Genomic DNA, 25,139 nt, shown 5'->3' with positions numbered 1-25,139 from the left:
TCATGGGGGAGTTGGAGCGTGCTTGGGAGGTAGCAGGTAAGCGGGGTCTCTTCGAAGAGATTCACCGCTTCAAATCGCTTTATGAGGATATCCTATCTGGTGTCGCCAACCGGGTGATGGTAAATGCAAGGAATCAAGGGTGGAAGGGATTCAGGGGGTGTAAAATCTCTAAAGGTAATGAATTGGTGCATTGCCCCTATCAGGTATTGGATATTGGTCGGGATTTCGATGCCAAGAGCGGTCTGAATATCCGTATTCTTCACTGGTGGGGCAGGGGCACTTTTGTGTTTTTGTTTGTCGGATCGGATCATCCGCGGTATTCGCTGGTCTGGGATAAATATTTTTTTGGGAAGTTGAAAGCGAGGGGATACCGGTTGGTTGATACAGAATCACGCTGGCAATATGAGCTAATCATCGATCAGGGTCGTCACCGAGCCTTATCCAAGCGTTCTAAGTCAGACAGGGTAGGTAGCCAAGAGCGGCTTTTTCATGTTTTCCGTCAGGTTGTTTTGGAGGGGGAAAAATGCGATGCAGAAGCACAGTTGATTGATTGTGTTGATGAACTAACGGGGTTGTTTTCAGTTTGATTTCTTAAACGGTAAGTAACAGCGTAAAAAATTCTTGTACCCGATGGAATTGAGGTCATTTACTATAAATTATATGGAAAAACTATACATTTTTTTGGGTTTAAGACTTAACTTGGAACCAAGTTTGATGACTGACCGTAAGATTAACCGAATCCAAAAAGCGAAATGATGAAATTCCTTTTTTCTCTAGTGATAGGTGTGTGTTTGATGCACGACGTTTTTGCCCAAAGTCAAGCAGTAAACATCTATAATGCCGACTCTACCTTGATGGGGTCGGGGGTGATGGTCAACAACAGAATGGACGGTCTTTGGAAATTTGTCGATCCAAGGTCCAATCGAATGATTCAGCAGGGGACGTTTCAGAATGGGATAAAGGAGGGGCAGTGGGCTACCTATCATAGTAATAATCAGCGGCATATTGTAGCGGGCTACAAGAATAATCTTTTGAATGGAGCCTATATGGAATTTGATAGAAACGGGGCGTTGGTAAAGGAGGCGGTGTTTCAGGATAGTGTATTAGTAGGGCCCTATAAAGAATATTATGGAAAGAGTGGGCGTCCGGATTATGTTGATCCAAAGCAAGTGAAGCAGGAAGGGCGTTTTGTGGACGGGAAAAAGGACGGTGATTGGCTTACCTACTACGAAAATGGGCAATTGGCCGTTAGGCAGACTTTTAAGGCGAATCTGAAGGAAGGGACCTACTTGGAATACACACCCTACGGCGTGCTAGCAGTAGAGGCTAGTTACCGCAATAATCGTCCCCATGGCGAATTTAAGAGGTATAGCATGAATAAGCGTGTGATGGAGGAAGGTACCTATGACAACGGTCGAAGGGTGGGTAAATGGATTACGTATTTTCCGGAGACCAATATAGTTGAATCGGAAAAGGAATACGATTCAGCTGGAAATAAAACTGGAAACTGGGAGTTTTTTTACGAGAATAGGCGTACTGCCCGCAAGGAACAATATGAAAACGATATTCCCATAGGCGTATGGGAGGAATTTTTTCCAAATAAAAATCTCTCCAAGCGAATGGAATACCAACTTGGTGTGCCGGTAGGAAAATACGTCGAAAATCATAGCAATGGAAATCCCTCTGTCACAGGTCAATACGAGAATGGGATGAAGGTAGGAGTTTGGCGGAGCTTCTTTCCAGAGGGTACATTATATTCGATTGGCGAGTACCGAAGTGATTTAAAACACGGTCTTTGGAAGTATTTCAATAAAATCGGCATACTTGTTGCAGAAGGTGAATACAAGCTAGGCAGTGAGGATGGGCAGTGGTTTTATTATTACGACGGTGGTCAGTTGAAATCTGTGGGGAGTTACTTCCTAGGTCAAGAAGATGGCGTGTGGGGGCTGTTTTATGATAATAAGCAACTTACACAAGAAGAAACTTGGCGATTTGGACGCCTCATGAATGTCAGTGAGTATTACAGTTACGATGGGTCAAAGACGCTTGATCCGGGTACTTTGAAGGATGGAAATGGATCGAGGATAACCTATTATGTCGATGGGGTAAAGGAATCGGAGGGCATTTATAAAAATGGGCAGGCTGAAGGACAGTGGAAGTATTTTCACGACAATGGTCGAACCGCTTCTGAGGGTAAAATGGAAGAAGGTAAGAAAGAAGGAGCGTGGAAATATTACACACGTTCAGGCACGCTTGAGGACATAATTAACTTCAAAGGAGATGAGGTAGTGGAAGAGGATGAAGATCAAGACGACCTGATGTTTGAGAATTTCAATTAATTGAAAACAACCTTCTTAGGCAACAGGTTTCTTCAATAAAAAGCTATGTTTGGATTATTTAAGAAAAAGACAGAAAAGGAACGGTTAGCCGATGAGTATAGGCAGTTGATGGAGAAAGCACATAAAATGTCGCATACAAATCGAAAGGCTGCAGATGAGCTAATGGCAGAAGCAGAGCAGGTAGCACAAAAAATCGAAAAATTGACCTAAGCAACACGGATAAATGTATCGTCGTGACACATGCCTATAATTTTAATTATAGGCATTTTTTATTTATAAAATTTTTAAATATGACTTTATTTCCAATTTAAATAATAAAATAATTCATTTTTTTAGAACATTATGTTTGTTGTTTCGTAAAATAAACCAAGTAACCAAACCTGAAAAGCTATGAAAACGTCAATGAATATTCGGCTTTCGAACACCATCTTAGGTGTATGTATGGCAATGGTACTTTTGGTTTTTTCGGTTAGTCAGCCGGCAGAAGCAAAAATTAATACCATTGGTGTTTCGTTTCAAGTCTTTTATGATGGACTGGCTCCTTACGGAGACTGGGTTCAGGATCCCACGCATGGTTATATTTGGATTCCGTATGTAGAGGCGGGCTTTCAACCCTACCGAACCAATGGTTATTGGGTCAATTCCCGTTTTGGTAATACATGGGTATCCTTGTATGATTGGGGGTGGGCACCGTTTCACTACGGAAGGTGGTTTTACACGGACTTTTATGGGTGGGCTTGGGTACCTGGGTATGAATGGGGGCCTGCCTGGGTCGAATGGAGGACCGGAAGGGGTTATTATGGATGGGCTCCCATGTGGCCTCGGGTTGGAGTACATGTGTCGGTAGGCTTTCCGGTAAACTATTGGGTGTTTGTTCCAAGACGGCGTTTTCTGGCCAGAAATATATATAACTACTACATTCCACCTAGAAATGTCGCTGTCATCTATAATCAAACGACCATTATTAACAATACCTACGTGTATGATAACCGTACCTACATAGCCGGCCCGAGTAGGTCCGAGTTGCAGCGAGTAACCAGAAGTCGAGTGCCTGTATACGATGTACGGGATGGCCGGCGACCTGGCCGGGCCAATTTGGAAAACAATCAGATCACCGTTTATAGACCGGAAGTTTCCCCGGTGAGTAACCGAGCAAATGCAGCAGATGCAAGGCCATCGAGAGCGTATACTTCCAGTGAATTCCAAGAGCGTAGGAGGTCAACCGTGCCGGTACCGGCGATGGTCGAAAATAGCAGGTCTTCTGTCCACCAACGGCAAGCCTCAACGGCAGCAGTTCCGTCTGGCAGAAACCCACGGTTATCTTCAGGTAATGAATTGGGAGGAGAATCTGCGAGGTCTGCGAGAGCAACGGTCACAAGTCCGACTACTGAATCGAGATCGGCAGCGCCTGCCTATCGTCCGCAAGCTACAGGCAGTGCAGAAGCTCGGCAGGGGAGCGCGGAGCAGAGGTCAAATACTTCGGTACCACGGGTAGCATCCCAGCCTAGAAACGCCCCGTTGGGAAATCGTATAGGTGATGGTTCCCGAGCCTCCAACGAACAACGACAGCAGAGAGTAGGACAGCAAATGACACCTTCTAACCGGCAATCTACTACCGTTCAGCCCCGTCAGGGTGAGCGACAGCAGCAGCTAAGGGCAGCCACGAGATCTACCAGCCGGGTAGCCACTCCGCCTAGAACAAGCCAAAACCGGGTGGCTTCACCTCCAGCAAGGACTCAGCAGCCAAACCGGGTTGCTCCTCCGAGCAACAGAGGTTCGCAAAATTCCCGTGTATCAACGAGTTCCGCCCCTAGGAGGCAATCATCGCCACCAAGGGTAAGTTCAGGCGGATCCTCCCGAGGTGGTTCTGCAGCTGCACCAAGTAGTAGCGGGAGAACCTCCACTTCCCAAGGTCGCAGAGGTAATTGAAAAAAAGGTAGTTTAGAGAGGCTGCTTCCACGAATGAAGCAGCCTCTTTGAGTTTTTTTAGGAATAGGGAATTACCTGATTAGACCAGAAAATCAGGTTTGTTGATTTTTTGGCCAATTCTGTAGGCTGCGTTCATTAGCCCCACATGACTGTATGTTTGAGGGAAATTGCCCCATTGACTTCCGGTGAGATGGTCTACGTCCTCGCTGAAAAGCTTGAGGTGATTGCAGTATTGGGTCAATTTTTCAAAGCCTTCGATCGCTTCGTCCAAGCGATTGACACAGGCCAAGGCTTCGATGTACCAAAAAGCACATATGAGGAAGGTCGTCTCTGGTTCACCAAAATCGTCTGAATGTTTGTAGCGGTAGAAAAGGTAGTCTTTGGCAAGTAAGTCTTTTTCCAGCATTTTCAAATGATTATTTGCCCGTTCGCAATCATCGCCGAAGTAACCCATGGTGATCAATTGGAGCGTGCTTGCGTCCATGTTTCTACTACCGATTGCCTGTGCATAGGCTTTTAGGTCGGGCACATAACATTGCTCGATTTTTTCGGCTGCCAGATTTTTGAGATAGACAGCCTTTTCTTTCATATTGCCGTCCTTTAACCGGTCAGCTATTTTAATAGCAGCGGAAGCCCCAGCCCAGTGAAATAAAAATGTGTAACAATGTTGTTGTTGAAGCCTTCGAAATTCCCATAGTCCGGCGTCTTTTTCGTCCATGGTTTGTTCTATTTTGTGAAGCAAGTTGTTTATAAAGGGCCTCGAATGGCTTTTCTCGGATTCAGTAAATCGTTTGTCCGCATACAGGGGGAGTAAACTGACCAATACCTGCCCGTAGAGGTCGTTCTGAATATGGGTATACGCTTGGTTTCCAAATCTCACCGGCTGATTACCCAAATAGCCCTCAAGGTCACAGACTCGTTCCTCCAAGAGAGCAGACCCGGTGATGGAATAAAGGGGCTGGTACCGCCCTTCCTTATCGGTGGGTAGGTTTTGGATGTATTCAAAGTAACGCTCCAGCTCTTCAAAATGGCCTAAATGGTTAAAAACATTCAGTGTGTAAAAAGTATCCCTCATCCAACAATACCGATAATCCCAATTTCTGGTAGATCCGGGAGATTCGGGTAAGCTGGTAGTCGAAGAAGCAATGATTGCTCCGGTATCTTCGTATTGGTGAATCTTTAACGCCAATGCAGATCGTACCACAAGGGTCTGGTGGAAATTTGGAATGCTGGTAGACTTGATCCATTTTCGCCAATACATGATGGTTTCCATCAAAAACCGATCTATCGTACTCTCTATGGGGGCTTCTAAGGGACTTCCATAAGTAAATACCAAGTAGATAGGGCGGTTCAGCCTAAATTCCTTTTCTTCCAAAATGTAAGAGATGGAACAATTCGTCGTAAGTCGTATTTGTTGTGCAGCTCCTGCAAACCGGATGTGGTTGCTTCCCTGCGAGGGAATCAGAAATTCACTACCATAATTGCTAACAGGTGCGCATTTAATCTTGATTTTTGGTTCTCCCTTAATCGGTTCTACTTTACGGACGAGCATCAAAGGTTTGTAATGCCGATCGTAATTTTCGAATCGTGGTGCAAAATCAGTGACCGAGTAGGATTCACCTGCTGTATTGGTGATTACTGTCTGGAGTACATTGGTATTTTCTAGGTAGCTTTGTTCCGATTCAAAGCCGCCATTTTGGGGAAGGATGGTGAATTCGCCCCCTTTTTCTTTATCTAGCATGGAACCAAAGATAAAATCACTATCGAACCGGGGCAGGCATAGCCAACTGATGTTTGAATTTTTCTCGATGTGGGCAATGTAGGAGCAGTTTCCAATCAATCCCGTTCCATATAGGTGCTTTTCCATGCAAAATTTGCGTTTGGTTTAACAAAGTGGTTTTCGATAAGCAGCCAATATATAAAATAAAAAGTTGCATCGAAAACCCTCTCACCGAATGCTTAACGGGATTAGATCAATCAGTCTTTGATTACATCCAAATATTTCCTGGCAACATTGATCAGCATGTTTTGGTTTATTCCGGGAATTCGTATAATAAAATAGTCTTGGTTGGATTTCTGTACACACTCGCCCTCAAAGCCCTCTAGTGGTCCACCTAGGATTCTCACTTTTTCACCTTTTTCGATGGGATCTGTATTTACCTCCACAGACACGCCCGTTTCTATTATCCTACGAATCGTATCTATTTCTGTTTGCGGCACCGAGGCATGCTCGCCTGAAAAATTAACAAACTTCACGGCACCGTTGACTTGCAGTGCTTCCCAAAGACGGTCTTTGGGTATTTTCACAAATAAATAGCCGTTAAAAAGTGGCACAACTACCTTTTTTTTTCGATCACTCCATTGCCTAACCTGTTCTACCATAGGGAGGTATACCTCGACTCCTTTTTCGGAAAGTCGTTCCGCCACTTTCTTTTCTGCCCGAGGCGCAGTATACATCACAAACCAACGGTTGTTTTCACTCATACGGTAGGGTATTTAGTTGACTCTGACAAAAATATTCAATTGAACACCGATTTCCGAACGTATTCCAGTCAAATATTTAAATCCTTTGGCCCATTTAGATTATTCACCTCACCTATTCACCGTCTGATACTTGGTAGCTATTTAGGTGATTAAAACACTAAATAAATGTATTTTGAATAATAATAAATGTAACTCATTATTTTTTATTAGATTTGCGCCGAGATAGCGGGGGTTTTCTTAACTTTACCCGGTTTATCATTTGATCTGATCGTATTTTGCTGACCAAAAACTTTTACTTTCTGAAATGAGTGTGATTAACGTAATTTTATCTGGAGGCGTTGGGAGTAGGCTTTGGCCCTTATCAAGAAAATCTAGACCGAAGCAGTATCTGCCCCTGTTTGAAGGCAGATCTTTGTTTGAACTTACCGTACAGCGGAATCAGCCTTTCTGTGAAAAGGTAGTGGTAGTTGGGGGAAAGGATAATTATTTATTGTCGAGAGACTCACTCAAGGGGCTTGATGCAAGCGAATACCAAGAGGTGATTGAAGCCGCTCCCAGAAATACAGCGGCAGCGATTGCCTTCGCGGCTTTATCGGTACATCCTAAGGATATTTTGTTGGTGACACCGTCAGATCACCTGATACAGGCTGGTACGGCGTATTCAGATGCGATATATCAGGCAATCGAATTGGCAAAGGAAGACCATTTAGTCACTTTTGGGTTAGTACCCGCCAAGCCTGAAACGGGTTTTGGTTATATTGAGTACACAGGAAACGAAGTGTTGTCCTTTCGGGAAAAACCGTCTTTTGCGCTAGCGGAAGAGTTTATTGCCAGAGGGAATTTTCTCTGGAACAGCGGCATGTTCTGCTTTGCTGCGGGTGTGTTTTTGGATGAACTCGCCCGGTATGAACCGACGGTTTATGCCACGTCAAAAAGGGCTTTTGAGCAATCTAAGGAGGGTTTTTTACCACTCCCGGAGAGTATGGAAATTCCGTCCATTAGTGTAGATTATGCGGTAATGGAACGTTCTAAGCGTATCAAAGTTGTTCCTTCAAAATTCGGTTGGTCGGATATGGGGTCGTTTGATGCATTATATGAGTTCACCCCTTCTGATAGCACAGCCCGCAAAGGATCTAATTTGGTGATTGGTTCCGATAAGCGGGTCGAATTTCTAGGGGTTGAAAATGTCATTCTCGTGGAGACTGCGGATGCAATTTTGGTCTTGGACCGTTCGAAAGCGCAGGATGTGAAAAAGATATATGAACGATTGGAAAAGGAAAGTCCAGAACTTTTAGCATAATTCGATATGGTGGAAAAGCAGGCAAAGATTTACGTTGCAGGGCATCATGGAATGGTGGGTGCGGCGATTTGGCGATCGCTTGAAAAAAAAGGTTACAAGCGTTTAATCGGGTCAAGCAGCAGTGAGCTGGATCTTAGAAATCAGCAGGCCGTCCGGGATTTTTTCAATGCTGAGCGGCCGGAGGTTGTCATTGATGCGGCCGCGAGGGTAGGTGGAATCTTGGCTAACAATAGTTATCCCTATCAGTTCTTGATGGACAACATGTTAATTCAAAACAATTTGATAGACTCTTCGCTGCATGCTGGCGTGGGGAAGTTTATTTTTTTGGGAAGTTCCTGTATCTATCCGAAATTTGCTCCGCAGCCGCTGAAGGAGGAGTATTTGCTTACATCTTCGCTGGAACCTACCAACGAGTGGTATGCCTTGGCCAAGATATCAGGTGTAAAGGCTTGTGAAGCTATTAGGAAGCAGTTTGATAAAGACTTTATCAGTCTGATGCCCACCAATTTGTACGGTCCCTTTGATAATTTTGATTTGCAAACCAGCCATGTACTGCCTGCCATGATCCGCAAATTTCATGAGGCAAAATTAAATGGGCATGCCGATGTGGTATTATGGGGATCGGGTACGCCGATGAGGGAGTTTTTGCACGTAGATGACATGGCAGATGCGGTAATTTTCGCCATGGAGCATACATTTGAAGATAACCTTTACAACGTGGGCAGCGGAGTTGACCTGACGATCAAGGAGTTGGCGGAATTGATACAGCGAACGACAGGGCACCAGGGGAAGATAGTATGGGATTCCAGCAAGCCTGACGGCACCCCTAGGAAGCTGATGGATGTATCCAAGATGGCGGAAAAGGGGTGGAGGTATGCAATCTCATTGGATAAAGGTATCAAGGAAACCTACGATTGGTTTTTGGCTAATGTAGACAGGGTAAAGGAAGTAAAAATTTAATAATCTATATTTTCGGCAATTTCATTTAATCGATTAACATGAAGACAGCATTAATTACGGGGATCACAGGGCAGGATGGTGCTTACCTAGCTGAATTACTTTTGGAGAAAGGGTATATTGTTCACGGTATCAAGCGTAGGGCTTCGCTTTTTAATACAGACCGCATCGATCATCTTTATCAGGATCCGCATGAGGAGAACAAGAATCTTTTTTTGCACTATGGAGATCTTACCGATTCAATGAACCTAACCCGGATTATTCAGGAGACTAAGCCGGATGAGATTTATAATTTGGCGGCGATGAGTCACGTAAAGGTCAGTTTCGACACGCCGGAATATACGGCAAATGCAGATGGGATAGGCACTTTGCGGATTTTGGAGGCGGTCAGATTATTGGGGATGGAAAAGAAAACCAAAGTGTATCAAGCATCCACCTCTGAACTATATGGGTTGGTTCAGCAGGTTCCTCAATCTGAAACCACCCCATTTTATCCCAGGTCACCGTATGCCGTGGCTAAACTCTACGGATATTGGATCACCGTAAACTACCGGGAAGCCTATGGGATGTATGCCTGCAATGGCATTCTGTTTAATCACGAGTCGCCGCTTAGGGGAGAAACTTTTGTCACTCGTAAGATAACCCGTGCGGTAGCCAAAATTGGTTTGGGACTTCAAAAAAATCTATACATGGGAAACTTGGATGCCAAACGGGACTGGGGACATGCAAAGGACTACGTGGAAGCCATGTGGAGGATTTTGCAACAGGATGAAGCGGAAGATTATGTCATTGCCACCGGTGTGACTACCACCGTAAGGGATTTCATCCGAATGGCTTTTGCGGAAATCGGCTTCAAAGTCCGTTTTGAAGGGCAGGGTATAGATGAAGTAGGAATTCTCGATTCCATTGACTATACGGTTGCCAAGGAAGTGCTTAAGATGGAAGGTTTCAAAGTAGCTGTGGGAGATGTGTTGGTCAAGATTGATCCTGCGTATTTTCGCCCAACGGAAGTAGACCTCCTGATTGGAGATCCAACTAAGGCAAAGGAAAAATTGGGATGGACTCCCAAATACGACCTTCCTATGCTTGTTGCTGATATGGTTTCCTCTGACGTGCGGCTGTTTCAACGGGACATTCACTTGATTAAAGGAGGTCACAAGGTGTTGAATCAGGCAGAATAGGCCGTTTTAAGCTATATCAAGCCATCAATCGAACATCTGGAAATCCAGCTTAGGTTTTCCAGATTTTAGGTTGGTGGTTTTTTTGTGCCTTAATAAATGCGGTTCCTTAGTTTGATAATTTGGATACATTGTATTTTTAAATTTAGAATCTGTATTTTTGTGGCTTGATTTATGCAAAGGCATCGTTTATCCCATGCTTTATGCGCTTTCGGTAGTCTACGTTTTTTATTAATGGTTTCGGATTTATTTGGGACTGACGTGGCGAAGCCGTGTCAATGGCTTTCTTTATTAGTAATGTCGTAATGGTAATCAGAAAAATCTGCAAAGAATGATCAAACCGGGAATAAGGGTGGTTTTCGTCCTTTCGATTGCATTGATGGCTCTTTTTAGTGCATTGGTCTTCGGGCAGTCTTTGCAGGAGATCCAACATGTGAAAATCGACAATCTGTCCGATGCGCAGATTGAGCAATTGATAAAGCGAGGAGAATCCCAAGGATTGAACCAGCAGCAGATGATTAATATGGCCGCTGAGAGGGGAATGCCAGGCTCCGAAGTGGCCAAATTGCGACAGCGAATCAATTCGCTACAAAGTGGAGGGATATCCGGTCAGCAACTGCAAAACAGGGGTGGAGGGAATCAGTTGCGTCAACTTCAACGTACCGAAAATCCGGTTGATTTGTTTGATTCGCTTCGTAAATCAGACCCCTACTACGACCTCACCCCAAAGCAAAAAAGTATATTTGGTTACAAGCTTTTTCACAGTCGAGAGCTCACGTTTAATCCCAGTTTGAATATACCAACTCCCCAAGGTTATGTGTTGGGAGCCGGTGATCAGTTGCTGATAGATGTGTATGGGGCATCCCAGCAATCGTATGATCTTACGATCAATCCGGATGGAAGTATTTTTGTTCCTAATGTAGGCCCTATTCAGGCAGGAGGTTCCAGCATTTCGGCGGCCACTGTCAGAATCAAAGCTGCGTTAAGTAGGATTTACGCCGGGCTTGAGGGGAGTAATCCCAATACGTTTTTGGATCTGCGGTTAGGGAATATCCGAACAGTATCCGTTTCAATGGTTGGAGAGCTGGTACGACCCGGCACTTATACCCTGCCCTCTTTCGCTTCGCCATTCAATGCCCTTTTTGCAGCCGGTGGTCCAAACGAAAACGGTTCATTCAGACATATTCAGGTATATCGGGACAACAAGCTCTTAAAGGAGATAGATGTCTATGATTTTTTGACGCGAGGGGAGTTTACCAGTACAGTGTATTTACAGGATAACGACGTTATTATCGTTCCTCCAATCAGGTCTAGGGTTGAAATTCAGGGACCTGTAAGAAGGGAAGGACTTTTTGAAATGAAGGCAGGAGAGACTGTAGAACATTTGATTCAATTTGCGGGTGGATTTACCAGTCAGGCCTTTACAGATCGTATGACAGTTACTCGGATGACAGGGGATGAAATGCGGGTGGAAGATGTAGTAGCGGAACATTTTGATACCTTTTTTCCGCAGGATGGAGACACGTATCGGGTAGGTGAAATCCTCAATCGGTTTGAAAATCGAGTGCAAGTCACCGGTGCCCTGATGCGGCCGGGAACCTTTGCGCTTATCGAAGGAATGGGAATCAGAGACCTGGTGTCGAAAGCACAGGGGTTAAGGGAGGATGCCTTCGTTAATCGTGCTACACTTTATAGAACTAAGGGCGACTTTTCGTTGGAAATACTCCCTGTAGATATTCAAGCCATTCTAAATGATGCGCAGGAGGACATCGTCCTTAGGAGGGAGGATGTGTTACATATACCGAGTATTTACGACCTGAGAGAGGAATATTATGTCAAGATTTCCGGGGAAGTCAACCGACCCGGGGCATTTGCATTTGGCGAGAACATGACTGTTGCGGATTTGGTGCTTAAGGCAGGGGGATTCAAGGAGTCTGCGACCGCTGCCAATATAGAGATCGCTAGAAGGGTAAAGGACGATACATCTGGAAAGCTGGCAGAAATTATTCATTTGGAAATAGATAAAGACCTAAAAGTGACCGGAACCGATGCGTTAGAGGCGCTGAAGCCCTTTGACCATGTAATCATTCGCAGGAGTCCCGGCTTTCAGCGGGAGCAGCTGGTACGTGTAGATGGAGAGGCTTTTTTTCCGGGTGAATACGCCATCGCCCGTGCAGACGAACGAATATCCGATTTGGTAAATCGAGCGGGTGGACTCAATCCATATGCCTACCCCAAAGGAGCCACCTTGATCAGAAGGAATGAGTTTTACAGTGATTTGAGCGAAGATGAGCTGAAGGCAGCTACACTTACTAAGGTAAAAGCCAATATTAGTAGGGATAGTTTAGACCGTACGGAATCAGAGAAGATTTTGTCGGCACGTATTGATCAAAAAATAGAGGAGTCTATTCGGAGTGGGGAGGCCGCTAGGGATGCGATGAATACCGAGGATTTCCGGCAGCAATCCATTATAGATCTTGGAGAGGCACAAGAAGGTGTAGGTGAGATTCAAATCAGGGATACCGAGTTGATAGGTATTAACTTAGAGGCCATTTTGGCAAATCCCTATGGCCCCGAAGATCTAATTTTACGGGAGGGGGATGTACTAAGTATTCCGCGCGAACTGCAAACGGTCAGGATGCGAGGGGAAGTGTTGTACCCTACATCTGCGAGGTATAGAGTCCACTCAGGCTTTAAGGACTACATATCCCGTGCGGGAGGCTTTACCGAAAAGTCTAGGCGGGGTCGGTCCTATGTGGTATATGCCAATGGAGACGTGCAACGCACCAAGAAATTTTTGTTCATTAATTCGTATCCCCCTATTGAGCCTGGAGCTGAGATTATCGTGCCTACCAAACCGGAAAGAGAGCCCATGAGTGTGCAGGGCTGGGTTGGGTTGGCCACGAGTCTGACTACGTTGGTGATATTGATTGATAGGATTAGTAATTAGCTTATTTCGAAATATTTCATAGCAGATGTTGGATCAGCCTACCGACGATAATTCCAAGACCAACCCCAGAAGTGAGTTGGATCTTTTGGCATTGATAAAGACAATATGGGAACATCGAAAGCAGCTGTATTATTTTGTGGGTGTTTTTGCGGTGTTGGGATTGGTGGCTGCTTTTGTATTGCCGAAGCAATTTACGGCTTCGTCAACCTTTGTGCCTCAAACCGCTGAGTCGGGCCGAGCTGGAGGTTCACTGAGTGGACTTGCCTCATTGGCAGGCATCAGTTTGGGGAACATAGGTGCAGGAAGCGAAATACCGCCGTCACTTTACCCCAAGATTGTGAGTTCGGCGACCTTTCGAAAGAGTTTGCTAGAGTCCAAAATTTCCGTTTCTGGAAGCTCTGAGTTAGTGACCTATCGACAATACTATGAAGAAATTTATTCTCCAGGCCTAGTGGGATCGATAAAGGATTTTATAGTCGGGCTGCCTGGTATGATTACAAAGTTAGTAACAGGGGATTCAGAAGTGTCTGTTTCTGAGTCGAACAATGGGTTGATCGTAATAACAAAAAAAGAATCTGATTTATTTAAGCGATTAGAATCACAGTTGGTTATCACGCCAAATGAAAAGGAAGGTTTTGTGACGATTTCCTTTGTATTGCCTGAGCCGTTAATGGCGGCGCAAATGGCTACGCATGTACAGAATCTGTTGCAGGAAGAAGTGATTGCCTATAAGATTACGAATGCGAAGGAGCAGTTGAAATTCACAGAGGAGCGCTATAGGGAGAAAAAAACGGAGTTTGAAGAGATTCAGTCCAAGCTAGCAACTTTTAGAGATAGGAACCAAAACATAGTATCTGCTACAGCGCAAAATCAACTGCAGCGATTAGAGGCAGAATATAACTTTGCATTCACCATCTATACCGAGCTGGCAAAGCAGTTGGAACAGGCCAAGTTACAGGTATCCAAGGATACCCCTGTTTTTTCTGTGATTCAGCCGGTAACCATTCCGATTGAAAAATCGGCACCTAGGCGTCCGATTGTGATAATTATATTTGCTTTTTTAGGGGGTGTATTGGGTATTGGATATATATTCGCTATTGAATTCATTAGCGAAATAAGGAGGCAATGGGATGAAAAGTAAAAGTGTTTTAATATAGGGTATGAATAAAAGCAAAACGTTATCTAATATAGAAGACTTTTAGGCTATAGGGTGATAGAAAAGATCAAAGTATTTTTGCTTCATAAACTTGGAGTTCAGAGTATTAGAACTAAAAATATTGTTAAGCACATTGGTTGGTCCTTTATTTACAAAGGAGGAACCATTTTGTTTAATTTTTTAACAGTACCCCTAACCATTAATTTTCTCGATAATGAAAATTATGGGATATGGCTTATTTTAAGTTCTTTCATGTCCTGGTTTTCATTTTTTGATATCGGATTAGGAAATGGACTAAGAAATAAATTTGCTGAAGCAAAGTCTTTAGGATATGATGACAGAGCACAATCACTAGTAAGTTCAGCCTATTTTACGATTGCAACGATCAGTTTAGTCCTTTTTTTCCTTTTTTATGTGATTAATTATTTTGTGGATTGGACTGAGGTATTTAACACTTCGCCACAACTACTTGGGCAGTTACAGATCTTGATGCCAATTCTTTTTGGTTTTTTTGGCATCCAATTGGTAGCAAAGCTAATAACGACGATATATACAGCAGATCAACACCATTCGATACAGGGTAAGGTTCAATTTTATATTCAGTTGATTTCGTTGTTAGTGATTTGGTTATTGACTGTATTTTCAAATAGTTCACTGTTGACATTTGGAATAATTTTTTCGGCTCTCCCAAGTTTAATTCTATTTGGCGTAAATTTATTTGCATTTTCTTCTAGATATAGACGCTATAGACCTCGCCTGTCTCTTTGGCGTTGGGACGATGTTAAGGATATTTCTGGATTGGGTTTTAAGTTTTTTGTAATCCAGATTGCAGCGTTAGTACTTTTCTCGACTGATAACTTTATAATTGCTAGACTATTTTCCCCTGAAGAGGTTGTTCCTTATAATATTAGTTATAGGTATTTTTCTATATTGACAATGGTTTACACGATAATGATTTCACCGTATTGGTCATCATTTACCGAAGCATATACTAATAATGATTTTGAATGGATAAAGAGATCTGTAAATAACATTCAGAAAATTTGGTTTGCAATTCCTTTTATATTAATTTTAATGGTATTCATCTCTGATTGGTTTTATTTGATTTGGATTGGTGAAAAGGTCTACGTACCCACTAGTTTATCTTTAGCGATGGCGCTTTTTGTATTGTTGTCTACTTTTAATATGGTTTATGTCAATTTTATCAATGGCGTTGGAAAAATTAAGCTTCAATTGGTAACAAGTGTGATTACAATTATTCTCAATATTCCTCTTAGTATATTTTTTGCTAAAAATCTTGGTTTAGGTACTACTGGAGTTACGCTAGCCACTTGTTTTTGTTTAGGATATTCAGTGATTTTAAGACCGATGCAATATTTTAAAATTGTCAATAATACGGCCACTGGTATTTGGGATAAATGAGAGATATAAATAGGTTTATTCGATCACATAGTACTGTATTTTCGATTTTGTCGTTAATAAGGAGAAGTAAAAACAAAGAGGCAGTCCTTGCTGATAATACTAATCTTATCCCTTTTGAATTAGATGTCAAAGAGAATTCTAAGGCAGACAGTATTAACGCTCTTTTTGATGGACTCGATCAATACAAGGATTATGTTTCTGTGTTCCTCCATGGAAGCTGGGTAGATGATTCGACCACCCCGTTTTCTGATATTGATGATTTTGTAATAATCAATTTCGAGAAAGCGAATAATGATGGTGTTTTACCCTCGATATCCAAAATTCTGTCTAAAATTGATATGGAGTTTTGCCGGATTGATCCTTTGCAGCACCATGGACATTGGGGTTGTTTTTCTGAGGATTTGGTTCATTACGATGATTCCTATATGCCAGTAAGCGTAGTGCGGAATTCCTTTCGTATCCTAGGAAATAGCAAGTTTGTGGGTAATATTGATAAAACTAGAAGTCTACTCGGCTTAAGAAGAAATATTTATGTGACCTGTGATAATATTGAACGTCTTTTTGATTTGTTGATTAGGAATAAAATTAATACATATGATTTGAAATGTTTGGTTGGATCATTTGCTTTAATGCCTGCGTTTATTTTTCAGACTATCGGTAATGATCTAGATAAAAAAAGTTCAATTCAAAAAGCAGATTTGATTTTTAGTAGAGATGCTTTGTTTTGTATTGAATGGGCTACAGACTGTCGCAAAAACTGGGGTTTAATCACTGAATCCTATAAATTCCGGATGTTTGCTAGATTGACAAATTTTTTTCGGGATCCATTTTTATGGCGGTTATTCTCTCGGAAATTTTCACCTAGGGTTAATTCTAGTAATTTGTTTAATTTAAGTATTAATTCGTTGAAGCGGAAACATGTAGATTGTTTTGTTTCTGAGTCTAAGAGATATGTATAAACACGGATTGCGAGTTTTAACAAGTGAAGATTATCAAGATTCTTTTTACGATCTCGGAGAGTTTTGTAAAAAGCATTTAAGTTTGGTTCTTTATGGACAGTTTGGAAATCCTTCTTTTCCGTCTATTTCAGATCTAGATGTTTTGATATGTTTAAAGGATAGTCAATTTAGCAAAGAGAGGAAACAGATACTTAATTATATCGAACAAGATTCAGTTAGAAAGTATTTGTTTTTCCATGACCCATTGATAATCCCAGAGTCTATTTTGCCTGATTTAACCTTTATGCATACCCTATATGGTTTAAATTTGGAGTATAATGTTTGTAACTATATACCAAAATTGCAAAGTGAGGAACATTCAAATTTTTTAAATTTAATTTGGGCAACCTTTCTTATTTCAATTTCTCCGTCTTTTTTCATAAAAGGAAAGAGGTCCGATAGAGATTTGTTATTATTGTTTAAGAATATTTGTCAATCGATAGATAATTTTTCTGATAAATATAATGCTTTGAAAGTTAGCTCTGAGGCAAGAGAGAATTATTTTAATGGTTCTTTGAATGGGGCTGATATTCAGGATCTGGTGGCGAATTATTATTCTATTTTGCTAGATTGTTTAGATATTTATGATAATTTTAACATCGGTGGAGTAGTTTTTAAAAGTCGCTATTTAGTTAGTTATAATAAGATTATTAAGAGGAATAATGTTAATGGATATAGAGTAAAAGGTAAGGTTATTTCGATATATTTAAATGAAAAATTATTTTGCTTGTTTGAATCATTTTACAATGGATTTTCAAATGATTTGGTAGTTAGTAATTATATTTCTACGTACAAAAGATTGATGAATAAGTTCGATTCTTTGGATATTGATAATCCCTTTGTGGTTCCTTTTGCTTTTCAGTTTTATAGACGGGATCTTCTATTTAAATGTTTAAAGCTTGTTAATAGTTTTAGGATTTAATTTGACATGCCTAGGTTTCAGTGTCATATAGAAAAATTGAATTCAAGTGAGGGTATTAATAGTTAATAATGCGGACGTGTTAGGCGGAGCTGCTAAAGCTGCATATCGGCTCCATATCGCGTTTTTAAAGCAAGGTATTGATTCCCAAATGGTTGTTCAATTTAAGCAATCAGGGGAAGAATCTATTGTTTGCCTATCGGGATCAGATAAATTTAAAAAGGGTCTTGTAGCTACGGTTCCTACGTTAGATTCCATTCCACTTATGCTTTACAGGAAAAGGCAGGATGAATTATTTTCATCAAACTTTTTGCCTACGGGCCGATTACTTCGGTATATTAACGAATCTAATGCTGATATAGTTAACCTTCATTGGGTTGCGGGTGGTTTCTTAAGAATTGAAGATATTCCGAAAATAAAGAAGCCGATAATTTGGACTTTGCATGATATGTGGGCTTTTACCGGTGGTTGTCACTACGATCAATTTTGCGGCAAGTTTCTTAACCATTGTGGAAAATGTCCAGTGCTTGGGTCCTCAAAATTGAAGGATTTAGCCTATCGTAATTTTGACAGGAAGTTGTTTGCGGTTAAAAGGCATCCCAATTTAATTGTTAATGGGTTAAGTAAATGGATAGCTAATGAAGCTTTAAAATCTAAGGTTTTTCAAGGAAAAGAAGTCGTAAGTATTCCAAATACCATTGATTCTAATGTTTTTAAACCTATTGACAAAGGATTTGCAAAGTCCTTGATGGGTTTGGACCCAAGCAAAAAACATATACTATTTGGAGCCATGTCTGCTACGTCGGACAAGCGGAAGGGCTTTACGTATTTGGCGGAGGCGATAAAAAGGCTGGATTTTGACGAGGAAGAGGTTGAAATTTTGGTGCTTGGAGCAAGCCAATCGGTCAACAGCCCTGTTTTTCGGTATAGGACAATCTACCTTGGCAAGTTTCAGGATGACTTGGCCATAAACCTCGTTTTCAATGCCGCCGACATTTCTGTAGTGCCCTCTCTACAGGAAAACCTGTCAAATTTCATCATGGAAAGTATGTCTTCGGGAACTGGAGTCGTTTGCTTTGACATAGGAGGTAATTCGGATATGGTAAATCATAAAGTGACCGGATATCTTGCTTCTGAAGTGTCTGGAATTGATTTGGCCCTGGGGATTAGCTGGAGTATTCACCATTCTGTTGAATTAGGGAAAGGTTCACGTCGTTTTGTACTGGAGAATTTCAGCGGGGAGGTAGTAGTTAAAAGGTATTTGGATTTTAGTACCCGTTTCCTGAAAAATCACCCTATAGCTAGATGACAACAAATAGTCCAACGATTGGTCGCTGGTATAGCTATGCTTTTGTAGTCCCTTATGCGTTGATCGGTGTTAGCTTTTTTTTTTCTCCTTTATACCTTTTATTCTTACTGGCATTTTTCTATAACTATTCTGGATTACCTTTTTTCTCTCTCTTTAGCAAGATTTTCGTTTTAGTATTTCTTGTTTTCGTCTTTTATTTCAGGGATTATGGAGTTTTCTGGACCGCGTCTTCGGGAGATGATGTTATCCAATATTTGGTAAGATATAACGAGCTCGACAACGTTTCATTTATCGAGCTATTTTCTCGTTTTTTTGCCAGGCTTGGAGACTACGAACCACTTTGGTATCTCCCATGGTGGGTGTTGAAAAACTATTTTAATGGGAGCGATGAAGTTTTTATTTTTTCGCATTATTTATTAACCGCCATTCTAATAATATTCCTTTGTAGAAGGATTGATGAGAGTCGGTTTATCTTGGTTGTCCTTTGCTATCTATTTTTATTTCCAGATGGGTCTTATTCCAATGCACATCTCTTTCGAGCGCAGGTGTCGTTTTTGGTCTTTTGTATCGGATTGACTGAGTTACCATTGAGTAAGCATAGAGGCTACTTTTTGCTGGTTATCTCAGCGTTTTTTCAGATGGTTACCTTTGCATTTGCTTTTCTGGTTATATTTTATGCTGAGTTTGTTAATAAAGGCACCTCTAAAGTCAAGTTTATTGTTTTCTGTCTAGGTATTCTGGTTATTTTTCCTGTATTATTTAAACCCCTTGTTGACTTTCTGGCCAACGGATTGGGATTCTCGAAAATTTTGAGTTATTTGGAGAGAGATGGCGTGGAGCGAACGGCGTTTTATTTTAAATCGCTATTGATTGTTTTCTTGTTCATCGGCTACGTTGGATTCTTTAACTACGACCGTTTTGTTTCAATATCCTTTGTGGTCAACTTCTTTGTAATTGGATTTTTTTTAATGCTTCCAGAGGCGCAGATTATTTATGAGCGATTGTTTATTTTTTCACTTCCTATGATTGCTTTGTCGTTTGGCAGTGTAGCAGCAAAGCGTTTCCCCACAAGATATTTTCCTTGGGTCATTGGTTTGGTTGTAGTTATAGCCATTTATAGAGTCTATGCGTCAATCAATTCAGGTTCCGGCGTTTACCAGTATTTAGCCTTCGGAGAGCTGCTCTACCCATTAGGCGGGTATCTAAAATTGATGCTTTTGAAATGAAAATTTCGATTATTACTGTTGTATTCAATGATAGGGAGGGTGTATTTACAACACTCTCGTCCATCAGCTCGCAGACCTATCGACAAACGGAGGTGATTATTGTAGACGGTCTGTCTACCGATGGTACTGTCGATGTTGTTCGTCAATTTGATCAATTTGTTTCCTGTTTTATTTCCGAACCTGACGAAGGAATTTACGATGCCATGAACAAAGGACTTCGACTTGCTACTGGTGACTTCGTGATCTTTCTGAATGCAGGAGATTACTTTGCCTCTAATCTAGTGTTAGCTTCGTTTGCTTCTGCTGTAGCTGATAGAAATTCGGTTTATTTTGGTCGTGCTTTGGTTTCTTCCCATGATGATTCCTGGCATTTTCCGCCTCTATCGGTTGACGAAAATAGTATTTCTGCTTGGCTTAAACATAATGTGCCCAATCATCAGGCAATGTTTTTTCCAAAATGTTTTTATAAGGAGAGTTTTTTCGATACTACACTAAAGATTAGCGCTGATGCTGATTATAAGCTTAAAGCTCAGAAAATTAGCCAAATACCCTTTGTTTTTTTGGACCAGGTTATTTCAGTTTTTGAGCTGGGAGGCGTTTCTACGTCCTACACCGACTTGAATACTGCTTTGGTCAGAGCCCGTGATTCTTGGAAAGTTAACCGAAAATATTTCGGCTTGTTGGTTGCTTTCAAAAGGTTAGGATTACTTGGGATAAAGGTTATGATAACAAGCGTATTAGGTGAGGATAGGCTAGTTCGTACTATTAAATCAGTGAAGAGTCGATGAGAGATTTACTTATTTCCTTATTACGTTGGTTTCCAGATAGTTTGTATACTTGGACGCTTTTTTTGTTTAAGCATGGAAAACTGTTGAATCTATTAAGACCCAAAACGTTCAATGAGAAAATAAATTTCATAAAGATTTATTCAGATAACCAGCTTCGTGTATTGGTTTCTGATCGTATCCAAGTTAGAAAATTTGTAGCAGAGAAGGCACCATCTTGTTCCTTAATTCCGCTTCTGTGGGATGGCGTTGACTTTTCTCAATCCATTTACGAAATGCTTCCTCAAAAATTTGTAATAAAAGGAAATCATGGCTCAAAAATGGTTAAAATAGTTGACAAAGATATTCATGGGTATAAAGAGGTGAGTGAGTTGACAACAAAGTGGTTGAAAACTGATTATTATGTGAGGGGAAGGGAGCGAAATTATAAAGGATTAAAACGCTATTTAATTGTAGAAGAGCTGCTTAAGACTGATAAGGCAGCAGTTCCGCCCGATTTTAAGTTTTTTTGTTTTCATGGCAAAGTCGAGTTCATTCAAGTAGATCTTGATAGATTTGAGGATCATCGCCGAAATATTTATAATAGAGACTTTCAGCCTTTGGATTTCGAGCTTCATTTTCCGAAAGGTGGTTCATTGGAGAAGCCAAAGGAATGGCGGCATGCATTGGCTATAGCAGAGGATCTTTCAGCTGATTTTCCCTTTATAAGAGTCGATTTATTTTTGGTAAATGATCATGTTTACTTTGGTGAGTTGACGAATTATCCGGGAAATGGTTTAGAGAAATTCAAGCCCGAGAAATTTGATAAATTTTTTGGAGATAGAATTGAAGTATTATTCTAACAATTTTTATGCATAATTCTACTAAGTTTTCCTGTTTGCTATGTGTTTACGATAAGGATGATCCGAATCATTTCAATGAATGCTTTGAAAGTCTTTCCAATCAGACACTTAAAGCGGCTGAGATTCTACTGATACAAGACGGCCCGATAAATGCTGCTTTGGCTGAGGTTATTGAAAAGTGGAGCGAAGTTTTACCGTTGCGCTTGATCAAAAATGATAAAAATATTGGTTTAGGAAAGTCGCTTAATTTAGGTGTACAATTATGTGAATACGGGTTAATAGCTAGGATGGATGCAGACGATATTTGCCATCCCGAGCGATTTGAAAAACAGGTGTCCTTTTTGGATAGCCATCCTGAAATTGCAGTGGTAGGGTCTTGGATTGCTGAATTTCAGGATAGTCCGGAAAACATCGTTAGCTATCGAAAATTACCAGCAGATCCGGAAGACCTCTTTCCTTTTGCCAAAAAAAGGTGTCCTTTAAATCATCCAACGGTAATGTTTCGTAAAGATGCTGTGTTAGCGGTAGGCAATTATGATCCGTACGCAAATCAGCAAGATTATCAACTTTGGGCAAGGTTGTTGATGAGTGGTTACAAATTGGCAAATATTCAAGAAAGCCTTTTGTTTATGCGGGTAAGTACCGCCCTATTTAAAAGAAGGGGTGGGTTGAAATATGGAAAGATAGAATTTGCGGTGCAAAGAGACTTTATGCGAATTGGCTTTATTAATCGCTTAGAGTTTGTGAGAAACGTAATCCTTCGTATGTTCGTAAGGCTTTTGCCCAATTCATTTCGAAAACTATTCTACAAAGGATTCCTTAGGTAGTCTTTGGTTTTTCGTAAAAATGAAACCTGTCTTGGTCCTCCAGTGCAGAGATTCTTGGCTTTTTATATTGATTTTTGCGAATCCAAATTTGTCACACTAGTTTCGGTTTGTGCCTAATTTGTGGTCGATAGGCCACTTAGCTGTGCCTATCGTTTGCCTGTAGCTAACTCAAAACAAATGAAAATTTTAATCACCGGCACTGCCGGATTTATCGGAATGCACCTTGCCAAGCGTTTGCTTGAACGGGGCGATGAAGTGGTTGGATTGGATAGTATCAATGATTATTACGATGTGGACCTCAAGTACAGTCGCCTAAAAGAAACCGGAATAGCTCGGGAAGCCGTCAGTTATGGTAAAGTGGCGCAGAGTGTCAAATACCCTAGTTATCGTTTTGTGCAACTCAAACTGGAGGATAAAGATGGCTTGTTTGAATTGTTTGCCAAGGAAGGTATCGAAAAGGTAGTAAACTTAGCAGCCCAGGCTGGTGTCCGGTACTCTCTGATCAATCCAGATGCTTACATTGAAGCTAATATCATCGGATTTTTGAATGTTTTGGAAGCCTGTAGGCATTATATGGTTAAGCATTTGGTGTATGCCTCTTCTAGCTCTGTATACGGTTCAAATACCCAAATGCCCTTTTCTACTAGCCACAATGTAGATCAACCGGTATCTTTGTATGCAGCCTCTAAAAAGGCCAATGAATTAATGGCTCATACCTACAGTCATCTTTTTGGCATTCCGACAACGGGTCTGCGGTTTTTTACCGTATATGGCCCTTGGGGGAGACCGGACATGGCTTTGTTTTTGTTTACCAAGGCTATGAAGGAAGGCAACCCTATTCAAGTGTATAATTACGGGGAGATGCAGCGGGATTTCACCTACATAGATGATATCGTCGAAGGAGTGGTGCGGGTAGTAGACAATCCACCCCAAGCAGATCCAAACCTAGAATCAGACAACTCAGACCCGAGCAAAGCAAAAGCACCGTATAGAGTGTACAATATAGGTAACTCCAAGCCCGTTAAACTCATGGATTTCGTGAAGGCAATAGAGGACTCCTTGGGAATAGAAGCAAAAAAGGAGTTGTTACCGATTCAGCCCGGTGATGTGCCTTCAACCTACGCAGACACGGAAGCGTTGGAAAGGGAGCTTGGCTATAAACCTAATACCTCCATTAAGCTAGGGGTTTCAAAATTTATAAATTGGTATAATTCGTATTATGGTTGATACGTTGACGGTATGTAGTAGAACATTTGCATAAATTCGACGGTTTTTTTCCAATTACCATTGAATTGTGTCTATATTTGTAGAAATTAAAAACGCATGAATATTTTTCTCTCCCTTACTACCGCTTTTTTTATTGGGTTTCTTATCACGCCGGTTATCATACTCGCGTTAAAAAGAGCGAAGTTTACCGACATCCCCGGAGGTAGGAGGATCCATACAGGTAAAATACCTTCGATGGGAGGTGTGGCGATTGTATTGGCTGCTTTTTTCGGCATTTTTGCCTGGATGGAGTTTGAGCAGATTAACCAAACCCGGTATTTTCTGGTGGCTTTCGCCATCATGTTTTCAGTGGGTCTTAGGGATGACCTGATTGAGTTATCTGCATTCCAAAAGCTACTGGGTCAATGTATTCCAGCGTTTTTTGTTATTGTCATGGCCGATATTCGCATATCGGGGTTTTATGGTTTTTTGGGGGTGTACGAGTTGCCTTATCTCCTGAGTGTGTCGCTTACGTTTTTTCTGCTGATTGTACTGACCAATTCCTTTAACTTAATAGATGGGGCGGATGGATTGGCGGGGACCTTGAGTTTTATTTCTTTTTCTGTCTTGGGTTTTTGGTTTCACCATATCGGAATGGAGGCCTATAGCCTGATTAGTTTTACCCTAGTCGGGGGAATTCTTTCCTTTTTGTTTTTCAACTGGCATCCGGCCAAAATCTTTATGGGGGATACGGGTTCGCTTAGTCTCGGTTTTGCTTTGACCGCTTTGGTTATCTTGTTTGTGGATAAGAATGGGACCATGGCCTCTTGGGAAGGATATAAGTTGGAGGCACCGATTGCGGCGGGATTGGCTTTGCTGATAGTACCTGTTTATGATACCGTTCGGATTTTTATAAAACGTATTTCCAAAGGGAAATCACCACTTAAGCCGGATAAGAGTCATGTACATCATTTTTTGATCCGGATGGGGCTGGGGCATGACAAGGTAGCCCTTATTTTAGGGGGGGTCAAGACGGTTTTTATTCTAACTTCGTTTGTGTTAGCTGGGTTAGATGACCATGTGTTACTCCCTTTAATGGTCGTTTCGATTGCGCTGTTGGGTGTTTGGATGGATTCTAAGACTTTAAAGCGGGTGAAAGTACTCACGCTTGCTGCACCGCCGGTTTTGGAAAAGGTGCAGGAGGATCGGATGAAATCAAAAAGGAAATTTCAGATTGCAGATGATATCCTGAGAAAGGATGAAATCAATATGAATTGATTTCATCCGATAGGAAAAAAAAGGCGGACCATCT

General features: G+C 41.5%; 21 protein-coding genes. 19 read left to right on the top strand and 2 right to left on the bottom strand.

What is annotated here, in order from left to right:
- The first annotated feature begins 2 nt into the window (after window positions 1–2).
- From IAQ59_RS08275 to IAQ59_RS08260, 4 genes are all read left to right on the top strand, one after another.
- Window positions 3–587: a hypothetical protein gene (locus IAQ59_RS08275; RefSeq protein ID WP_209330322.1), complete on the top strand. Its 585-nt coding sequence runs from the start codon at window positions 3–5 to the stop codon at window positions 585–587.
- Between the two features lie 168 nt (window positions 588–755).
- Window positions 756–2,339: a toxin-antitoxin system YwqK family antitoxin gene (locus IAQ59_RS08270; RefSeq protein WP_209330371.1), complete on the top strand. Its 1,584-nt coding sequence runs from the start codon at window positions 756–758 to the stop codon at window positions 2,337–2,339.
- Window positions 2,340–2,384: 45 nt separating this feature from the next.
- Window positions 2,385–2,549, top strand: coding sequence for a Lacal_2735 family protein (locus IAQ59_RS08265; RefSeq protein ID WP_209330321.1), 165 nt, complete (start codon window positions 2,385–2,387; stop codon window positions 2,547–2,549).
- A 180-nt stretch (window positions 2,550–2,729) separates the two neighbouring features.
- Window positions 2,730–4,268: a DUF6600 domain-containing protein gene (locus IAQ59_RS08260; protein WP_209330320.1), complete on the top strand. Its 1,539-nt coding sequence runs from the start codon at window positions 2,730–2,732 to the stop codon at window positions 4,266–4,268.
- Window positions 4,269–4,347: 79 nt separating this feature from the next.
- On the opposite strand, the gene IAQ59_RS08255 is transcribed toward IAQ59_RS08260, so the two are convergent.
- Complete coding sequence (locus tag IAQ59_RS08255) at window positions 4,348–6,135, bottom strand: glycoside hydrolase family 15 protein (protein ID WP_209330319.1); 1,788 nt, start codon at window positions 6,133–6,135, stop codon at window positions 4,348–4,350.
- A gap of 110 nt (window positions 6,136–6,245) precedes the next feature.
- The gene (locus IAQ59_RS08250; RefSeq protein WP_209330318.1) at window positions 6,246–6,752 is read right to left on the bottom strand and encodes a UpxY family transcription antiterminator; all 507 of its coding nucleotides are present in this window, start codon (window positions 6,750–6,752) and stop codon (window positions 6,246–6,248) included.
- A 304-nt stretch (window positions 6,753–7,056) separates the two neighbouring features.
- On the opposite strand from IAQ59_RS08250, the gene IAQ59_RS08245 reads away from it, so the two are divergent.
- The 15 genes from IAQ59_RS08245 to IAQ59_RS08175 all read left to right on the top strand — a co-directional run bounded on the left by IAQ59_RS08245 (window position 7,057) and on the right by IAQ59_RS08175 (window position 25,105).
- A complete protein-coding gene (locus IAQ59_RS08245) occupies window positions 7,057–8,052 on the top strand; it encodes a mannose-1-phosphate guanylyltransferase (protein ID WP_209330317.1) in 996 nt (331 codons plus the stop codon).
- Window positions 8,053–8,058: 6 nt separating this feature from the next.
- The gene (locus tag IAQ59_RS08240; protein WP_245189496.1) at window positions 8,059–9,012 is read left to right on the top strand and encodes a GDP-L-fucose synthase family protein; all 954 of its coding nucleotides are present in this window, start codon (window positions 8,059–8,061) and stop codon (window positions 9,010–9,012) included.
- A gap of 38 nt (window positions 9,013–9,050) precedes the next feature.
- Window positions 9,051–10,190, top strand: coding sequence for a GDP-mannose 4,6-dehydratase (gene gmd / locus IAQ59_RS08235; RefSeq protein WP_209330316.1), 1,140 nt, complete (start codon window positions 9,051–9,053; stop codon window positions 10,188–10,190).
- Between the two features lie 376 nt (window positions 10,191–10,566).
- On the top strand, window positions 10,567–13,137 hold the full coding sequence (locus IAQ59_RS08230) for an SLBB domain-containing protein (protein ID WP_245189507.1): 2,571 nt from the start codon (window positions 10,567–10,569) through the stop codon (window positions 13,135–13,137).
- Window positions 13,138–13,162: 25 nt separating this feature from the next.
- Window positions 13,163–14,278, top strand: coding sequence for a Wzz/FepE/Etk N-terminal domain-containing protein (locus tag IAQ59_RS08225; protein ID WP_209330314.1), 1,116 nt, complete (start codon window positions 13,163–13,165; stop codon window positions 14,276–14,278).
- Window positions 14,279–14,347: 69 nt separating this feature from the next.
- The gene (locus IAQ59_RS08220; RefSeq protein ID WP_209330313.1) at window positions 14,348–15,715 is read left to right on the top strand and encodes a lipopolysaccharide biosynthesis protein; all 1,368 of its coding nucleotides are present in this window, start codon (window positions 14,348–14,350) and stop codon (window positions 15,713–15,715) included.
- On the top strand, window positions 15,712–16,674 hold the full coding sequence (locus tag IAQ59_RS08215; RefSeq protein WP_209330312.1) for a hypothetical protein: 963 nt from the start codon (window positions 15,712–15,714) through the stop codon (window positions 16,672–16,674). The genes IAQ59_RS08220 and IAQ59_RS08215 overlap by 4 nt, the downstream gene beginning before the upstream one ends.
- Complete coding sequence (locus tag IAQ59_RS08210; RefSeq protein WP_209330311.1) at window positions 16,667–17,635, top strand: hypothetical protein; 969 nt, start codon at window positions 16,667–16,669, stop codon at window positions 17,633–17,635. The genes IAQ59_RS08215 and IAQ59_RS08210 overlap by 8 nt, the downstream gene beginning before the upstream one ends.
- A 46-nt stretch (window positions 17,636–17,681) precedes the next feature.
- Window positions 17,682–18,941, top strand: a complete 1,260-nt coding sequence (locus IAQ59_RS22615) for a glycosyltransferase (protein WP_209330310.1) — start codon at window positions 17,682–17,684, stop codon at window positions 18,939–18,941.
- On the top strand, window positions 18,938–20,167 hold the full coding sequence (locus IAQ59_RS08200) for an EpsG family protein (protein ID WP_209330309.1): 1,230 nt from the start codon (window positions 18,938–18,940) through the stop codon (window positions 20,165–20,167). The genes IAQ59_RS22615 and IAQ59_RS08200 overlap by 4 nt, the downstream gene beginning before the upstream one ends.
- Window positions 20,164–20,955, top strand: coding sequence for a glycosyltransferase family 2 protein (locus IAQ59_RS08195; RefSeq protein ID WP_209330308.1), 792 nt, complete (start codon window positions 20,164–20,166; stop codon window positions 20,953–20,955). The genes IAQ59_RS08200 and IAQ59_RS08195 overlap by 4 nt, the downstream gene beginning before the upstream one ends.
- On the top strand, window positions 20,952–21,794 hold the full coding sequence (locus IAQ59_RS08190) for an ATP-grasp fold amidoligase family protein (protein WP_209330307.1): 843 nt from the start codon (window positions 20,952–20,954) through the stop codon (window positions 21,792–21,794). The genes IAQ59_RS08195 and IAQ59_RS08190 overlap by 4 nt, the downstream gene beginning before the upstream one ends.
- An 8-nt stretch (window positions 21,795–21,802) precedes the next feature.
- On the top strand, window positions 21,803–22,621 hold the full coding sequence (locus IAQ59_RS08185; RefSeq protein WP_209330306.1) for a glycosyltransferase: 819 nt from the start codon (window positions 21,803–21,805) through the stop codon (window positions 22,619–22,621).
- A gap of 177 nt (window positions 22,622–22,798) precedes the next feature.
- Window positions 22,799–23,848 carry an NAD-dependent epimerase gene (locus tag IAQ59_RS08180; RefSeq protein ID WP_209330305.1) on the top strand — a complete coding sequence of 350 codons (1,050 nt, stop codon included), beginning with the start codon at window positions 22,799–22,801 and terminating at the stop codon, window positions 23,846–23,848.
- Window positions 23,849–23,944: 96 nt separating this feature from the next.
- Window positions 23,945–25,105 carry a glycosyltransferase family 4 protein gene (locus IAQ59_RS08175; protein ID WP_209330304.1) on the top strand — a complete coding sequence of 387 codons (1,161 nt, stop codon included), beginning with the start codon at window positions 23,945–23,947 and terminating at the stop codon, window positions 25,103–25,105.
- The last annotated feature ends 34 nt before the right edge of the window (window positions 25,106–25,139 follow it).

This window comes from Lunatimonas salinarum (genome assembly GCF_017811155.1).
GTDB classification, from domain to species: domain Bacteria; phylum Bacteroidota; class Bacteroidia; order Cytophagales; family Cyclobacteriaceae; genus Lunatimonas; species Lunatimonas salinarum.
The sequence above is the reverse complement of the archived record's forward strand: the minus strand, read 5'-3'. Positions and strand labels throughout refer to the sequence as shown.